This is a genomic window from Bifidobacterium thermacidophilum subsp. thermacidophilum DSM 15837, from assembly GCF_000426425.1.
In the GTDB taxonomy this organism is placed as follows: Bacteria; Actinomycetota; Actinomycetes; order Actinomycetales; family Bifidobacteriaceae; genus Bifidobacterium; species Bifidobacterium thermacidophilum.
On sequence record NZ_AUFI01000011.1, the window covers coordinates 1 to 16,515 of the forward strand.

Consider the following 16,515-nt stretch of genomic DNA (forward strand, 5'->3'; position numbering starts at 1 on the left):
GTCCGGGTTGCCGGGGGTATGGTTCGGCCCCCGCCCGCATGGTGTGGACGGGGGCCGAAACCGGATTGGGCGCCGCTAGGGACTCAGACGCCGGGGCTCGGTAGGAGACACGTGGCTCCTACCGCCGCGGCTCAGTAGGCGACGCGGGATTGGACGAGTTTCTCGAACTCCTTGCGGTCCTGGCACCGCTGCTCGGCCACGTCGAGCTGCACGTCGCCGCGGTTGACCAGCCGCGCGAGGTCCTGGTCCAGGGTGTGCATGCCCAGGTCGCCGCCCGACTGCAACTGCGTGCGTACCTGGTGCGTCTTGCCCTCGCGGATCAGCGCGCTGATCGCCGGCGTCGCGTACATCACCTCGGTCGCCGGGACACGCCCGTGCCCGCTCGCCTTCGGCAGCAGCGTCTGCACGATCACCGCCCGCAACGTGGACGCGACCTGCACGCGGATCTGCTGCTGCTGGTTCTCCGGGTACACGTCGATCAGACGGTCCACCGTCGAGCCCGCGTCCTGCGTGTGCAGGGTCGCGAACACCAGGTGACCGGTCTCCACCGCCGTCAACGCGGTGCTGATCGTCTCCAGGTCACGCAACTCGCCGACCATGATGATGTCCGGGTCCTCACGCAACGCGTGCTTGAGCGCCTCCGCGAAACTCAACGTGTCCGTGCCGACCTCACGCTGGCTGACCACGCAGTTCTTGTGCCGGTGCACGAACTCGATCGGGTCCTCGATCGTGATGATATGGTCGTGCCGCTCCGCGTTCGCCTTGTCCACGATCGCGGCCAGCGTGGTCGACTTGCCCGAACCCGTCGGCCCGCACACCAGCACCAGGCCGCGCGGCAGGAGCGCCAGGTCCGCGATCCTCTGGTCCAGGCCCAACTGGTTGACCGTCTTGATCTCCAACGGGATCGTACGCAACGCCGCGCACACGCCGTTACGATCCTGGTACACGTTCACACGGAACCTGACCAGGTCACCGATCGCGAACGACACATCCAACTCGAGCTCCTGCTCGAACCGCTGCAACTCCTCATCCGTCGTCATCACCTGCACCGCAGCCAACGTCCGCTCCTTATCCCAGACGGACGTGTTCGGCGTGGGGACAAGCTTGCCGTCCACGCGGAGCATCGGGTGATCGCCCATGACTAGGTGAAGATCGGACGCGTTGAAGGCCACGAGCTGACCTATCGCGTTGATGAATTCAGGATCGGCATCGGGGTGCTCGGAGTATAGGGTTTGTGCGACGAGCTGCGCCTTGGCGATGCGTTCTTTGGTGACGGCGTCGTCCTTGCCTTTGTTGTCGGGAACGACGAAGGTTGGTGCCTGCAGGTTTGCCGGCGGCACGAGGGGCGTTTGCGGCTGTTGCTGTGTCGGGGGTTCCAAGGTCGGGGCGTTCCCGTGCGGAGCCATGGGATTCGATGCGCCACGTTGCCGCGCAAGCCGAGATTCGTCAATGGACGAACGCTGGTTTTGCGCGTCAAGTACGCGTTGCGCGGCGGCTTCGGTTTGGGCTTGCGCCTGATTGATGGCGGATTGCTGCGCGGTTTGCGCGAGCTGATGCCCGCCGGCCGCTGCCTGCTGTGCGTAACCGGCTTGCGCTGTCGCTTGCGTCTGGCCTTGCGCATCTTGAGCGCCTGTCGCCCCTTGCGTTGTCTGGCCTTGCGTTTGGCCTTGCACTGCCTGCTGCTGCATCTGCCGGATGCGCTGTGCCTGCATCATCTGCGCCTGTTGCAGTTGCTGGGCCTCGGCAAGCTGGTTCGACTGCATGCCGTTGCGGGACTGGCCTTGCGCTTGCATTTCGGCTTGTGCCAGGGCGGCCTGCTGCGCTTGGAACTGCTGGTAGGCCTGGGCTTGTGCCTGCCGGGCCTGTTGTGCGGCGATGGCTTGCAAGTGCGCTTGTTCCTTCGCTTGAGCGGCTGCGATGGTTTGCAGGCGGGCTTGCTTCTGCGCCTCTTCCTGGGCCTTGGCCCGTGCTTCGGCTTCGGCTTTCGCCCGTGCCTCGGCCTCCGCCTTGGCTTTCGCTTCCGCTTGGGCGCGTGCCGCTTCGGCAGCGGCCTGTTGTGCCGCTTCCGCCTTGGCTCTGGCTTGCGCCTCTACTTGGTCGATGAAGGAGGATGCCGCGAATAGCGCCTCATGCGTGTCCTGCTTTGCTTGGGCTTCTGCTTCCGCTTTTACCTTGGCTTCTGCCTTGGCGCGCTCTGCCGCTTCGGCGGCGGCTTTGGCTTTGGCGGCGGCCTTCTGCCGGGCTTCGGCTTCGGCTTTGGCCTTGGCGGCTGCTTCTGCTTGTGCTTGGGCTTCTGCTTCCGCTTTTGCCTTGGCTTCGGCGGCGGCCTTGGCCCGTGCTTCGGCTTCCGCCTTGGCCTTTGCTTCTGCTTCGGCTTTGGCTTTGGCGGCGGCTTCCGCGTCGGCGCGTGCCTTGGCTTCTGCGGTTTCTTTCGCGTAGCGTGCGGCGGCGTCGCTGCTGGCTCTGCTATTGGGGTCGCGGTGGTATGCGGCTTGCGCTATGGCATGGTCCATGGCCGCTTCCCAAGCGGACTTTTTGGGTTCTCGTTTGGCGTTCTTGGTGCTTTTGCGATCGTTGTCCGCTGCCGGTGCCGCCGTTGCTTGCGGGTCGGCGTTCTGGGATGGTGCCTGGTCGGTTTCCTTCGCTTGCTCCTGCTCGTCCTGCTTGTCGAGCAGGTTCAGCAGATCCTGCATGTGCGGGTCGGAGGTGTCGAAGGTGTTCTCGTTGGAGTAGTGTCGTCCACGATTTCCGGCGTCGCCGAAAGATGGCGCGGTGCTCGGAATCGTTATTCCCTTGAGTCCGGAGAGATGCCCGTTGCTATAGTTCCAATCATCGGCGGTCGCGCCGTCATCCGGCGACGTGTCCTCCGGTACTTCAGTAGCCCTGTCGTCTTCCATGATGGTTTCCCTCGTCCACAGTGATTCGAGTGTTTTCAATTATAGGACAAGACCATGATGTTGTGCGTGATGTTCACTTGCGATGATGACGCAGTCTTTTCGGCGATGTTTTCGTAACCATCCGCCCCGCGGCGCTATCTGTGAATCGGCAGGATGCATCGGGATGATTCGGATTGTCTGTTCTCAACAATCGCGGGGACCGGTTGGGGTGCCGGACATCCTGCGTCGGCACCCCGAGCGGCAGTCAGAAATTACCGCCGTTCCATCCCCAATCCGTGGTCGCAGTATATCGGATGTAGGTGCGGTCCTTGGGAATTCCCAGCTCGCGGTGCAGCGCATCCATGATCTGCCGGGTCAGCTGTTCCCACGCGGAACCGGGAACGCTGGAACCGAAGACATTCACCTCGACGTAGGCAGCGGGCTGTTCGTCGCTACCCGCGAAATAAATCGGCATGTTGTCCTCGAACGGGCACATCAGCCAGCCTTCGGACTTGCCGGGGACCGCGGTGATGGCTTTGCCATAGGCGGCCTTGAGTGCCTCGCGCTGCTCTTTAGTGGTGGAGACGGATACATGGGTGTGGATCACTGGCATAAGGTTCCTCCTGAAGCGTGCCGGCCCGGGAATCGGGTCGGGCTGTCAGTTTCCAGTCTAGTCGTCTTTGTGATTACTGAGTTGTGGATGGTTTTGCCGGTTTGTCTGGTTCACTGCGCTTTTCCGGATGAGTGCCGTTGAACTTGGGTGGTGTGGATGGTTGCACAATACAGGGGGGATGCTGTTCGGTTTCCTGATGGGTTGCTGGGTGGGCCCCGGTTGCGGGGCTGTGGAAGGGAGGGGCGGCGGTTTAGTGTCGGCGGGTGCGGTTGTGGACTGGTTCCGATTTCATGGTGTGATTTCCGGTTCGGTCCGCGGGCTCGGGTGGTTGTGCTGCTGATGTCCTGGCGGTTGGCCTCCGGGGTGTTGACGGATCCTTGGTATTCTGCGGTTTGAAGGTAGGTCGCTGCCGTTGGCGCGGATGGCGGCGGGTGTGTGCACGGACTGGATCGGATTCCGGCTCTCATTCTCCGGTTCGGTCCGTGGTCCGGATGGCTTCGGTGGTTGATTTGGCGGTGGTTGGTGATGATGGCGTGGTCCGATCGTTGGGATTCCGCGGTTTTGTGGTGTGGCTGTGGCAGGTGGGTGTGTGACATCCAATGCTGTTGTGGACTGGATCGGTTTTCGGGCTTCGTTCTCTCATGCAGTCCATGATCCGAATCTTTCAGATCACGGTCCGGGGGTGATTGATTGTGATGGTGTGAGTGGATTGTTGGGATTCCGCGGTTTTACGGTGTCGCCTTGGTTGGCCGTCGAGTGGCAGCGGGTGCAGTTGTGTACTGGTTCCGATTTCATGGTGTGATTTCCGGTTCGGTCCGCGGGCTCGGGTGGTTGTGTGGCCGGCGCCCTGGCGGCTGGTCTTCGGGGTGTTGGTGAAATCCTTGGTATTCTGCGGTTTTGTGGTGTAGACGTGGTTGTCGGGTGGATGACGGCCGGTGTTGGCGTGGGCTGGGTTGGTTTTCGGGTTTCATTCTCTGATTCGGTGCCGGGTGCCCATCCTGCCGCCACCAAAATCACATCATCTTCACCACCATCCTCCCATCCCCGCCCCTCAACCCGTCTAGATCAATCGACGAGACCGCCCAGAAAGGTGATGGCACAATACAAGTCAGATTGGCGGAACACAGCGGGTTCCGCTTGATTGCGGCGTTGATGCGTGGCCGAGTTCGCGGAAAAGGGGGCCACGGCGATGGACTCACGGATTCAGAAGGGATTCAGAAAAGATCGCGGCGGCGGATTCAGAAGGGGGCCACGTGGTCGGATTCAGAAGGGGGCCACGTGGTTGGATTCAGCGGCGATATGGGTATTACCGCGGGTTTGTGGAGATGAGCCCAGGTTCGCACTGACGGATTCAGCAAGCCCATGGGCCCGGATTGATAAGGAACCGTGAGGATTCCCGGTTCCAGACGGACATCGTCATTGTGCGAGTGTTTAATGGTGGGTTGTGAAAAAACTCATCGAACAGCTCATGAAATTCGGCGTCGTCGGTGTTATCGCCTTCATCATCGATGTCGGTGTGATGAATCTGCTGATGCGGTTCCTGCATATGCCGAATGTCGCGGCAAGTACGATTTCGTTCATTGTCTCGCTGATTTTCAACTATCTGGCGAGCATGAAGTACGTGTTCAAGCATCGCGACGATATGGCCCGGTGGATGGAAATGCTGATTTTCCTGCTGTCTTCGGTTATCGGGCTGCTGATCAATGATGCGATTATCGCGGTGAGTACCCTTGGCATGGCGGCCGACGCGATTGTCACCCAGCATGCCGTCTATGTGCTGCGGACGAATGCCGGCAAGCTGGTGGCGACCGCCGTGGTCGCGGTGTGGAATTTCGTCATTCGTAAATGGCTGTTGGACGATACCCACACGAATGCGGCGAATCGTCTGCGGAAAGCTGACAACAGGCTGACCCAAGAGGAGCTGGATGCCAAGTGGGAGCGCAGTTTCTCTCACCGTCTGGGATTGTGGTCGCTCAAGCATACGCCGGCGGGCTGGCCAAAGTAAGCGCCGCGAACGGGGTGGTGAGCGTCAGGCGGTAAAGCGCCGGGCAGTAAAGCGTCAGGCAGTGCGCGCTGGATGGAGATTCCGCGTTCACTGCCTGATGCTTTTTCACACCTCCACTTCAGTCAATGTCGGTGTTTCGGTGCTGGATTTGATTTGCCGGATGCCGGTCAGCGCGATCAGCAGCGAGCCAATCGCCAAAGCGGTGACGACCGTGAACCCGCCGTGTGATCCCGCCCGGTCAATGAAAACGCCGGCGATTGCCGATCCCATGGACGAGCCGATGGAATTCATCGCGCCCATCCATGCCATGCCTTCCGTGAATCGCGAGGGCGGCACGAGATGCAGCATGAGCTGGTTGCCGTTGATCCACGTCGGCGCTTGGCATACGCCAATCACTAGGTAAATCACCATAATGACCCACAGATGCTTGGCGAACAGGAACGAGCCGATACCGAGATTGACCACGGCAAGGCATACATAGAATCGTTTCCACAGCGGGATCATCCAGTTTTTCGCGCCGTACACGAGTGCTCCGGCGAGTGAGCTAAGCGAGAAGCATGCGAAGACGAATCCCGTGTACTGCTTCATATGCTGTTCCGTCGCGAAGGCGATGATGGAAATGCCGGCCGCCGATTGGAACGCGCCGAGGCCGAACCAGGTGGCGCACACGGCGATCAGTCCCGGCCCCCAGATTGACCCGCGTGAGTGCTTTGACTTACCTGTGTTTCCTTCCAGCGTCGCTTCTTGCAGCGCTGCGGCCTGTTGCGCTTCGCGTTCACGATACTGGGCGCGGGTGAGCCCCGCATTGCGGGCGAGTTGCGTCTGTGAAGGCGGTTCCGTGGTCCGTTCGGTCAGGAACATCAATGCGCCGACAATGACGCACATGCCGGTGAACGAGAATGCGAGCAGGCCGGAAATCACCGCCAGCGTGGAAGCGAGCGGATTGCCGACCACCCACATGCATTCGTCGAGCACACCGGAAAGCGACAGCGCGCGGTCGGTGCGTTCACGGTCACCGCGCAGCAAGCGTGCCCATCGTCCTCGGCTCATTGCACCCCACGGCGGGATGGCGGCCATGAACGGCACGATGGCGTACAGCACCCATTCGGGCGCGTGGTGTGTGATCGCGGTGACGAGTGATGTCGAGGCGATGATCCATACGATGATGGTGGGGATTGACACCTGTCGCTGACCGTAGATGTCCACGAGCTTGCCCAGCAGCGGGCTGACCAGCGCGGTCGCGATCGCCTGAATCGCGGTGAGCGCGCCGGCGAGGGCGTAATTGCCGTAATAATGCTGTACGGAGATTGTGATGGTCATGCCGACCATGGGGAACGGCATGCACGCGATCACCGAGCCGATGGCGAATCGCGCGGTGTGCGGCATGCGCAGCAGTTCGGCGTATCCTCCGAACAAGCGTTGGGTGAGGTTCTTGACTCCCGCGGCGAATGTGGTCATATCGTGCGGCCTTCTGTTGTCGTGTCTTCTATGTGATTGTCGAAGCGTTGTCTTCCGTGCTGTCCGTTGTGTGGCGGGGCGTTGAGGCGGGGCATTGGGTGTCTGCCGGCCAGGCGTCTTGTGCCTGCGTGCCTGTCTGGCAAGTTGTTGGCGGCCGTGGACGACGGTTTGTCGATGTCTGTTCGCCTGTTGTTCACTGAAGCGCTACATCTGTTGCGACGTAAAGTGTTTTGGCGCTCCGCTCGCCACTGTTCGGACAGCCATAGCAACTTTAGCCCGGTGCCGTGCATGACACGCGGTACATTGGAAAAGCAAGCGCCGGATTTCGGCGTCTCGTTATCGTATCACACCGCATACGCAGGAGGACCACATGCCGTCAACCACCATCCATTTCATCCGTCACGGCAAGGTCGAGAATCCCGATCACCTGTTGTATGAGCGGCTTCCCGGCTTCCATCTGTCTGATCTCGGCCGCCGCATGGCCCGGGCGGCCGCCGATTACGCGGCCGCGGATCCGCAACTGTCCAGCGTCGTGGCCGTATATTCATCGCCGCTTGACCGGACTCGCGAAACCGCGGGCATTATTATCGGCGCGCTCAACAAGGTCCGCGTCGAACGCGGGGAACAACCGCTCGAACTGCAAACCGACAGCCGCATCATCGAAGCGGGCAACGAATTCCGCGGCAAGCGCATCGGATACGGCGAGGGGGCGCTGTGGCGCAACGGGAACTGGCATCTTGTACGCAATCTGTGGAAGCCCAGCTGGGGTGAAAGCTATCAGCATATCGCCGCGCGGGTAGGGGATTTCGCCCAGGAGAAAGTCCGCGAATACGCCGGCAAGCAGATCATCGCAGTCAGTCACGAATCGCCGATCTGGTCGTATCGCCATCTTCTGGAAACCGGGCATCCCGAGCATAATATGTTCCTGCGTCATACCGCGCTCGCCTCGGTTACATCCATCACCTATGACAGCGAAACGGGGAAGATGCTGTCCATCAGCTATGCCGATCCTGCGAAGGACGTGCACTGAGCACGAAGATACGGCACGAAGGTACGGCACGAAGGCAAGAGGCGATAGAACGGTCGCCGCGCACCTTCGACGATGACGACAACGTGCTGACACGCCGCGAAAGCCTGCAGAAGCGCGGTAGTGTTGAATAAGTGCAAACATACGCGTTGGAATGTGGGCAAAGGAGCATGAGCATGACCATGATGGACGGACAAGTGCAAGATGAAATGCGGCGGCTCGCCAGTCTGCCGGATATCCGCGATGCGGCGGAGCGTGGCGCCGCGTTGACGTCCCTATGGCCGTTGACCGATGCGACGATGATGGGCAACGACGCGAAATATGCGGAAAATCTACAGGTACGGGAAAGTCTGGTGATTGCGCACGCGCTGACGGGACTCGACGTGACCCGTGCCGATGCGGAATACGTCTATGAGGGTGCGGACACGATTCCTGGCCGTCCGCAGGATATCGTCGACGCGCTGTTGGCGGCGAATGATGCCTGTGATGCGGCTGCTGCATACCGCGGACAGCCGGATTCTACGGTGTTCGCGGGTGTCGCGCAGGCGTTGGGGGCGTCTTGGAATGCCGAGATTGCGGGCGATATCGCGGATATCGTCCGGCGGGCTTCACAGTTTGCTGCTGATAATGTTGTAGCTCGCGATGGGGTGAATGATGCTGGAACTGCAAGTGGCGCCGCCGAAAGCGGCACCGCATCCGAAGCGCTGCGTGTCGCCGGTGACTTGGCGGTATATACGCTTGCAACAGCGGCCATACTCCGTCAATCGGATGCCGCGCAGGCGGGGACGGCAGGGGCGTGCGCCGTGCTGCTCGCGTTGAACGAGTGGTGTGACAGTATATCCTTGCCGCGGCTGTTCTATTCGCCGCAGCTGCTGTCGCAGCTGCTCGACGTTCGCAAGGCAAACGGTGATGGTGTCTGCGAGGCGTTCGTCTCGGTTATCGCTCAGGCCGCCGCCGAGGAATGGGACAAGCATCGCGGCGACGTGTTGTGGAATCCGAAAGAGGCGAAGCGTCAGGCAAAAGAGGCTGACGAACGCCGGAATAAGGCCGAATTGTCAGCGAAATTCTCCAAATAACGTGGTCGACTTCGCCGACGCGTGAAGCGAACGCGCGTGCCGTGTTGGTGTCGTTTGATACCGTTTGGTGCCGTTTGACATTGCGCGCGTACTCGCTTCACGCGGCGGACAGGGCATGTCACGCCTGGCTGTTGTGGCTGTTTTCGCTGTCTTGGTTGTGTTTGCTGTCTTGACCGGGAACGTCCCACGGGGTTGTCGGCGTTGTAGGGGATTGGACGGTGGTGCCGGCACCGAAATCCGCGAAATTCGTTGGAATCGCTGGCGCGCCGGGGTTGTCCGGGGCTGTCGGTGCTATTGTCGGCTGACCGGTGAACGGGAACTGCGGCTGTGCGGGGACGTGGACCTCATCAGTGGGGAAAGACACTGATTGGAGAGCCTGAGCCGGGTCGGTCGGCATGACCGGGGTTTGCGGGTCAGGCATGAAGCTGAAATCGGCGTCGGGTGTGTACGTTCCGGTCGGCATCTGGATGCCGTGCACGGTCTGCGGCTTGACCGCGGGAATATCGGGCACGCCGAGGGAGGATGGCGTGAACGTGACTCCCGACATCGCGGCGAGGACGGCGCTGGTGGTGTTCGCTTCGTCCGTCGTAGTCTGTGCGATTTCCGGCTGATCTGATGCTGACTGATTGGCTGCCGGCTGGTCGGAGGCGGAAACCGGTTGGATATCTGCCGATTGCGCCGGTGCGGGGTCTGACGCGGCTGACTGGACGGAACCGGATGCCACGGGCGTTTCGGATCGCTGCGCCTGCCAGATGTCGGGGTGCGTCGTGGTCGGTTGTGAGACAACTGATGGTGTGGCTGCCGGCTGTGGCCCTGCCGGCTGGTCGGTGTTCGTCGGTGCGAACGTTTGGCCGCCGATTGGGGAAAAGCCCATGGGGGCGGCCGTCGCCGGAGTCTGCGCGATGTCGATCTGCTGCCATGCGGGCGCTGTCTGTGCTGGAGTTTGCGGTATCTGCAGCATCTGAGCGTTCCATGGCGTTGCCGAAGCGTTTTGGGCCGCCGGTTGTTGCATCGTCTGCTGCGACTGCAACGGCTGTTGCGGCTGCTGGGGGAAATACGCCGGTGCCGTCGGAGTGTTGAATGTGCCGTCCGATTCGGTGCTCGGCGTTGGCATTGGTGTGACGGTCCGTTCGGCTTGTGCCGTTTGCATGGCCTGTAGCTGTTGCGCTGGCGCCCCGAAATCAGCCATCTGTATCTGCGGCATGTTGCCGAACTGTGGGGTATCGCCAAATTGCGGGGTATCGCCGGACTGCGGTGTGCTGCCGGATGGCTGTGCGCCGAACTGCTGGCCGCCCGCGATCGCTCCCGCGCCGGCGACGACATTCGCTGTGCCTTGCATATTCGGTGCGGCCGCGGGCATCGTATCCCCGCCACTTGCCTGAGCGGTCGGAGCTGCTGGAGTCGTAGAAGCTGTCGGAGCGGGCAGCGGGGCCATCGGCTGGTAGGTCATTCCGGCCTGCATGCCGAGATTTTGCGGTGTCGCCTGGCCACTGCCGGGAACCCAGACCACGCTGTTCTTGTCGAAACGCGCTCCTTCCGGCTTGGAGGAGCCGGCGAGGAGCCATAGCCACACCACCATGTCCAGGATGTAACCAAGTATCATAATCGCGAATCCGCCTGTCACCGCGGATTCCGGGGCATTGAGTTGTCGGGCGCCAACGCCCATCACGGCCAACCCGATCACGAGGCATATGATCGACGGGACCGATGGCGCGAAGATCCACCAGCCAGAGCGGTTCGTATCGTGCAAACGCCTGAACGTCAACGTGATGATAGGGAAAACCAGTGCGAGCATCAGCAAATCAAGCACCAGCGCCAGCGCATTCTGGTGATGCTTCGTCGCGGTGTCCACCGGATAGTAGAACACGGCGCACAAGATGGATATGTACAGGTACGCCCACCAGAATTCGCTTCGCGACGCGCGGCCGGAAAACACGAAATACTTGCGGTACATGCGTGCGATCGCCTTTGGGAACGAGCAGCCGTAGCAGGGCAGCTCTAGTTCCGAGCCTTGGTAGACAGGTCCATGCATCTGATTGAACGCGGCCGGCGACCATGCCGGGCCTCCCATCATTGGGTTGCCGCCATTGGGATTATTGCTTGGATTGCTCATAGGTGTTCCTTCTCTCAAGCCATAGCACAAGTATAAAGGAGAAAACCTGAATTCGATGTAACTTCATGACAAATTCGTGACTTTTTCATAAAAAGTCCGTTCACGCGTTCGTTCGCTGTACGTCCCTCACGCGCGGCACAATAGAGCGTATGACCGAAGCTGATAACAAAGAAAGCAAGGATACCAAGCCTGAGCTGCCGAAGGACGTGCGCGTGCGCTTCTGCCCGTCGCCGACCGGCACGCCGCATGTGGGCATGGTCCGTACCGCCCTGTTCAACTGGGCGGAGGCACGCCATACGCATGGAACCTTCGTGTTTCGCATCGAGGACACCGACGCGCAGCGCGATAGCGAGGAAAGCTACAATCAGATTCTCGATGCGCTCAAGTGGCTGCATATCGACTGGGACGAGGGCATCGAAGTCGGTGGCCCGGACGGCCCGTACCGCCAGTCCGAGCGTACCCAGATTTACAAGGACGTTGCCGCCAAGCTGCTTGAGGCGGGGTACGCCTACGAGTCCTATTCGACTCCTGAGGAGATCGAGGCCCGCAATGTCGCCGCCGGACGCCCGAAGGCCTTCGGCTATGACGGTTATGACCGAAACCTGACCGAAGAGCAGAAAGCCGCCTTCCGCGCCGAGGGCCGCAAGCCGGCGCTGCGCATTCGCATGCCCGACGAGGACATCGCTTTCGACGATCTGATCCGTGGGCGTATCGAGTTCAAGGCAGGGTCCGTGCCGGATTACGTGATCGTCCGCCCGAACGGCGACCCGCTGTACACGCTCACCAACCCGGTGGACGATGCGATGATGCGCATCAACGTTGTGCTGCGTGGCGAGGACCTGCTGAGCTCCACCCCGCGCCAGATTGTGCTGTACCGCTATCTCATCAAGCTCGGCATCGCGAAGGAAGTCCCGCTGTTCGGCCACATGCCGTACGTCATGGGCGAAGGCAAGAAGAAGCTGTCGAAGCGCGACCCGGAATCAAACCTGTTCCTGCACCGCGAGAACGGCTTCATTCCTGAGGGTCTGCTCAACTACCTCGCCCTGCTCGGCTGGTCGATCGCGCCCGACCGTGACGTGTTCTCGATGGACGAGATGATCGAGAAGTTCGATGTGCGAGACGTCAAGGCGAACCCCGCCCACTTCGACCTGGATAAGGCGATTTCGATTAACGCGGAGCATATCCGCATGCTCGAGCCGCAGGACTTCCTCAACCGTTCCGTGCCGTATCTGCACCGCGACGGTGTGGTGTCCGCCGACAGCTGGGATGCCCTGACCGATCGTGAGCGCGCGATTCTCACCGCCGCCGCGCCGCTGGTGCAGCCGCGTGTGCGCCTGCTTGGCGAGGTGTCCGGCATGGTCGGCAGCCTGCTGAGCGAGGAGCCCTACATTGAGCCCGCCGCGGATGCGCGCAAGACGCTCAAGGATTCCGCCGGCGATGTGCTTGACAAGGCGATCGCAACGCTCGAGGCCGTGGGCGAGGCCGATTGGAAGGCTGAACCGCTGCATGAGACCCTGAACAAGGCGCTGATTGAGGAGGCCGGTTACAAGCCGCGTTTGGCGTTCGGACCGGTGCGTGTCGCCGTGTCTGGCCGTCGTGTGTCCCCGCCGTTGTTCGAGTCGATGGAGATTATCGGCAAGCCGGTGACGGTGGCGCGTCTCAAGGGGCTGCGCGAGCATCTGTGATGTCTGTGCGCGGGGCCCGGCGCGGGCGGTAGATGCCGAGACCGGCGCTGAGCCCTTGTGGCAGTAGTGATAAGGCGGTCTGGAGCGTGATGTTCCAGACCGCTTTCACATTTCGACACGCCGATGAGGTTGGGTGATTTGCGCGGTGCAAGTATCCGCTGTATATTATTCAACTGTTGCGTCGAGAGACGTAAACAGATAACTAAACGCCCCCGTCGTCTAGCGGTCTAGGACTACGCCCTCTCACGGCGCCAACACCGGTTCAAATCCGGTCGGGGGTACGACCGACGAAGCAGTGCCAAGAACTGCGGCGCCTGCCAATTGGGGTATGGTGTAATTGGCAACACAGGTGATTCTGGTTCACCCATTCTTGGTTCGAGTCCAGGTACCCCAGCCAACGGAAAGCCACTGCAAACGCAGTGGCTTTTTCCGTATCCACCCAGATCAATCGTCAACATGCGTGTCCGCAGCAAGCAAACCGCGAGCACAATCGTCACAACCTTCTACCGACGCTTACGATGCAGTCAGCGTTGGTAGAAGCAGATGCATGCAACACGGTGTCGTCAACACGTATGCGACTGGCGTCCCCCTTCCCAAACTGTCTACGCTGAGCCCTCCGTCGGCGTAGACAGTTTGTACCAGACCACAAACTGGTGACGCTGACGAGGGTGTTTGCGCAGGTAGTTTGACAGGCAGGGTTTATTTCTTGTGTAGGGCGCGACGCAGGCGACCGAGCAATCCGGGTTTGCGCAGCAGGTCCATCGATTCGCCGATCTGGTCTGTTTCGCTTGAAATGGCGAACGTGTACGTCTTATGCGAGTTGGGCTTGCCGACCAGGTCGCCGAATTCCAGTAATTGCGTGCGCGGATGATATGGGTGTCGGATATCGAATTCGAACAGCCTTGCCGCGACGCGTGCGGGCGCCGGACCATACGACCCGAATCCGCAAGTCGGGGAAGCGACCATCAGCATGCCATCGACTTCACCAGCGAAACCATTGCGGTGATCATGTCCTGCACAAATCGCGAAATATCGGTCGCCGTTCGTAAGAATCGCGTATTCCCCGCTGTCGGCATCAGGACAGCTCACGCCTTCGCCCAGATAACTGCCAGGCAAGGTCTTGTCTTCGTCCAGAACATAGCTATGCCCAGAGAACACGCGATACCCTTCCACGGCGTGCGCCGCGTTCGGCGGCACCGATTTGAGCAGCCGGTAATACTGCGGGATGGGGAAATGCTGGAACACCATCATGCGAGTGTGCAGGACATCGGGCATGAGGCCAAGGAATTTCAACGCCGCGTCCGATGGCGAACCATACCCGCCGGAACGGGCATAGTCCCCGGAATCCACCACGGCCAGCCCCAGCACGGTGCGCTTGCGGTCCACATCCATCACCGGCAGCGCGAGCGTCCCCGCCTCACACGGGTAGATGCGCTGGTCGGGGAGTCCGGAACTTGAGCGGGTGCGAGGCAAATCAGGGCGCGATGCGGTTGACTCGACGTTGAGACACCCGGGAAACTCGCGGTAGATTGCGTCCATCTCCTCGCGACTCAGCCCGCACTGGCTGTCATGGTTACCGTACGTGACCACCCACGGGATGCCACGGTCGATCAGCGGTTGGAGAAACTGCCCGATGCTCTGTCGTACCATGTCGCGCGTATGGTCGAGCTGCTCGTGGCTCGCCTCGTTCTGCCGTATGCGCTCGAGCGGTGTGCGCCACGTGCGCTTTCGGAATGTAGCGGCGTACGCGCCATCATAGCCGGCGATCTGATTGCCGGTAAATATGACGATATCCGGTCGAGCCGCGTCTATCGCCGCGGTAATGAGCCGTATCGTATCGCTGGATACCTTCGGGCCGTCCTGGATGTCGGAAAGCTGTAACACCCGGAATTTGCCGGATTCATGGAATTGCAGGCGTCCCAGATGCGCGGACACCGATGTCGGCCGGCGTGTGGCGTTGCGTGTTCCATGATTGGGACGGCTGTCGGGACGTTGCTTGTCGCTCATGTCATCCACACTAGTGCACGTCGGCCCGGATTGCATGCCGAGTGGCCTGTTCGGCGAGGTCCGGTTTTGCCGTGGCGGGTCACGGAACCCTGTGCCAGCTGGACGCATTTGGTCGAAATGCCTCCTACCGTTGCCCCGGGGACGATTGCCGTGCAGGCTGGACGAACCCGGGCATGAAGCTGAATGATCTGCCATGCAATTGGTAGCGCATACCCAGTGTGCCGCATCGTTGCCCCAAGCATCGGCTGGTTATATAAGAGCTACCGGCAAACGGAACCCCTCCGGAGTGAGGCGAACCGGCGAGGTTTCGTCCGAAGCCCCATAACTATAATTGAACCCTTCTTCTTCTCTTCTCTCTCCTTGGCCCCGGCGGAAACGTCGGGGCTTCTCTTTTGCCGGGTTCCTCGGTTGTCGACATGGTCATTACGGATGTATCAGCTACTAGTTGATGCGGCATACAGAAATCAAGGGTATCGCTGTTGGAGCCTTGTTCAGATGTGTATGTAAGAACATGCGCAACTCGACGTAACACCGTCGACGGTCACGCAATCAGGTGGGATTCGACGGGTTACGAATGCCGCGGCACACGCAAACGTATTGGACGTCCTGATGGTGGGCTGCGTCTTGCGATATCCGACGGGTTGTGCATGTCTCGACATGCAGGACGTGACTGTCTGTTCTATCCGGTTGCGGTACTGAATGATAACCCGCGGACGATGCATGGCGGGACATACGTGGCAGGATATTTCGTTGCAGGGAGGGTGTGAATCGTCTTCTATCCGACGTATGACGTATGTCGCGTCAATATGCGCCCTGTCATCTCTCCAATCATGTTGTATGATGGCTTCTGTCTTTATTGGAGGGCTGATAGCAAAGTCGCGGAAGGGGAGCCTAAGGTGTGGAGTACTATCAGATTATCCGCGTATGTTCCCCGTTCTGAATGGTTCGCCCAAGCGACGTCGATATTCGTCAGGATTATTACCTTTCTGGCATTGGCTGGTGTATGGGCGCAGGCCGGTACAGGGGATGGGCGCGCATACTTGGTTTCGTATATGGCCATCGCGCAGGCGTTGGGTTTCCTGTTGCAACCCACGACCGCTATGGGGGATGACTTGGCGAACGGCACGGTCGCGACACGTATGCTGTGGCCGATAAGTCTCGTGAAATACTATGTTTCGCAATGGCTGGGCCATGTTATCGTCCCGTCGTTGATTTCAGGTTGCCTGATTCTTATGGCGTGGCATATCGCATGGTCAGGGTCTGTCCAGATGGGGCGTATTCCGGTTTTCTTGGTATCCCTGCTCTTAGGCGTGATAATCGGTATCGAGTTCGATTTCATATTCTCGATGCTGATTGTCAGAGTGGAGAATGAGACGTGGTTCGCGAACGCGATCCGATGGTCATTGGTTGCCATCTTCAATGGCTCGGTCATCCCTTTTGTGATTCTTCCCGAGAGCTGGCAAGGGGTGCTGCGTTGGCAGCCGTTCGCCTCGATGGCGAACATTCCTATCGATTTGTTGGTTTCGAGTGGATTCTCGCTTTCCTCGCTGGCCATCCAGCTGATATGGGTGGTCGTGTTCACCTTGGTATGTGTTCCGCTGTACCGGGCCACATGGAAGCGCATTACGGTGTTGGGAGGATGACCTGTGCTTGAC

General features: G+C 60.3%; 10 protein-coding genes and 2 tRNA genes. 7 read left to right on the forward strand and 5 right to left on the reverse strand.

Annotation, left to right across the window (positions count from 1 at the left end; genetic code table 11):
- Nucleotides 1-131: 131 nt before the first annotated feature.
- Complete coding sequence (locus tag K315_RS10865) at nucleotides 132-2,897, reverse strand: type IV pilus twitching motility protein PilT (protein WP_029576837.1); 2,766 nt, start codon at nucleotides 2,895-2,897, stop codon at nucleotides 132-134.
- A gap of 244 nt (nucleotides 2,898-3,141) precedes the next feature.
- Nucleotides 3,142-3,489, reverse strand: coding sequence for a phenylpyruvate tautomerase MIF-related protein (locus K315_RS0107180; protein WP_029576838.1), 348 nt, complete (start codon nucleotides 3,487-3,489; stop codon nucleotides 3,142-3,144).
- A gap of 1,444 nt (nucleotides 3,490-4,933) precedes the next feature.
- On the opposite strand from K315_RS0107180, the gene K315_RS0107185 reads away from it, so the two are divergent.
- Nucleotides 4,934-5,494, forward strand: coding sequence for a GtrA family protein (locus K315_RS0107185; protein WP_029576839.1), 561 nt, complete (start codon nucleotides 4,934-4,936; stop codon nucleotides 5,492-5,494).
- Between the two features lie 105 nt (nucleotides 5,495-5,599).
- Here K315_RS0107185 and K315_RS0107190 read toward each other — a convergent pair whose 3' ends face one another.
- A complete protein-coding gene (locus tag K315_RS0107190) occupies nucleotides 5,600-6,952 on the reverse strand; it encodes an MFS transporter (RefSeq protein WP_029576840.1) in 1,353 nt (450 codons plus the stop codon).
- 370 nt (nucleotides 6,953-7,322) lie between these two features.
- Here K315_RS0107190 and K315_RS0107195 point away from each other — a divergent pair, with 370 nt between their 5' ends.
- Together K315_RS0107195 and K315_RS0107200 are read left to right on the forward strand one after the other, a co-directional pair.
- Nucleotides 7,323-7,982 (forward strand): histidine phosphatase family protein, encoded by a 660-nt coding sequence (locus K315_RS0107195; protein ID WP_029576841.1) that lies wholly within the window; start codon nucleotides 7,323-7,325, stop codon nucleotides 7,980-7,982.
- A gap of 173 nt (nucleotides 7,983-8,155) precedes the next feature.
- A complete protein-coding gene (locus K315_RS0107200; RefSeq protein WP_052316570.1) occupies nucleotides 8,156-9,055 on the forward strand; it encodes a hypothetical protein in 900 nt (299 codons plus the stop codon).
- Nucleotides 9,056-9,173: 118 nt separating this feature from the next.
- Here the strand turns inward: K315_RS0107200 and K315_RS0107205 are convergent, their stop codons facing one another.
- Nucleotides 9,174-11,168 (reverse strand): DUF805 domain-containing protein, encoded by a 1,995-nt coding sequence (locus K315_RS0107205; protein WP_029576843.1) that lies wholly within the window; start codon nucleotides 11,166-11,168, stop codon nucleotides 9,174-9,176.
- 149 nt (nucleotides 11,169-11,317) lie between these two features.
- Between K315_RS0107205 and gltX the strand changes: the two genes are divergently transcribed.
- The 3 genes from gltX to K315_RS0107220 all read left to right on the forward strand — a co-directional run bounded on the left by gltX (nucleotide 11,318) and on the right by K315_RS0107220 (nucleotide 13,250).
- On the forward strand, nucleotides 11,318-12,853 hold the full coding sequence (gltX, locus tag K315_RS0107210) for a glutamate--tRNA ligase (RefSeq protein ID WP_029576844.1): 1,536 nt from the start codon (nucleotides 11,318-11,320) through the stop codon (nucleotides 12,851-12,853).
- Between the two features lie 208 nt (nucleotides 12,854-13,061).
- A tRNA-Glu gene (locus tag K315_RS0107215) sits at nucleotides 13,062-13,134 on the forward strand.
- A gap of 41 nt (nucleotides 13,135-13,175) precedes the next feature.
- Nucleotides 13,176-13,250: transfer RNA gene (locus tag K315_RS0107220), tRNA-Gln, on the forward strand.
- Between the two features lie 302 nt (nucleotides 13,251-13,552).
- On the opposite strand, the gene K315_RS0107225 is transcribed toward K315_RS0107220, so the two are convergent.
- Nucleotides 13,553-14,860 (reverse strand): metallophosphoesterase, encoded by a 1,308-nt coding sequence (locus K315_RS0107225; protein ID WP_029576845.1) that lies wholly within the window; start codon nucleotides 14,858-14,860, stop codon nucleotides 13,553-13,555.
- Nucleotides 14,861-15,900: 1,040 nt separating this feature from the next.
- On the opposite strand from K315_RS0107225, the gene K315_RS0107230 reads away from it, so the two are divergent.
- Nucleotides 15,901-16,503, forward strand: a complete 603-nt coding sequence (locus K315_RS0107230) for an ABC-2 family transporter protein (protein ID WP_162142816.1) — start codon at nucleotides 15,901-15,903, stop codon at nucleotides 16,501-16,503.
- The last annotated feature ends 12 nt before the right edge of the window (nucleotides 16,504-16,515 follow it).

Bases quoted from the DNA above. Each gene is read 5' to 3' on its own strand.
- K315_RS0107190 (WP_029576840.1), bottom strand. From the start codon at position 6,952: ATGACCACATTCGCCGCGGGAGTCAAGAACCTCACCCAACGCTTGTTC.
- K315_RS0107200 (WP_052316570.1), top strand. From the start codon at position 8,156: ATGACCATGATGGACGGACAAGTGCAAGATGAAATGCGGCGGCTCGCC.
- K315_RS0107205 (WP_029576843.1), bottom strand. From the start codon at position 11,168: ATGAGCAATCCAAGCAATAATCCCAATGGCGGCAACCCAATGATGGGA.
- K315_RS0107225 (WP_029576845.1), bottom strand. From the start codon at position 14,860: ATGAGCGACAAGCAACGTCCCGACAGCCGTCCCAATCATGGAACACGC.
- gltX (WP_029576844.1), top strand. From the start codon at position 11,318: ATGACCGAAGCTGATAACAAAGAAAGCAAGGATACCAAGCCTGAGCTG.
- K315_RS0107195 (WP_029576841.1), top strand. From the start codon at position 7,323: ATGCCGTCAACCACCATCCATTTCATCCGTCACGGCAAGGTCGAGAAT.
- K315_RS10865 (WP_029576837.1), bottom strand. From the start codon at position 2,897: ATGGAAGACGACAGGGCTACTGAAGTACCGGAGGACACGTCGCCGGAT.
- K315_RS0107180 (WP_029576838.1), bottom strand. From the start codon at position 3,489: ATGCCAGTGATCCACACCCATGTATCCGTCTCCACCACTAAAGAGCAG.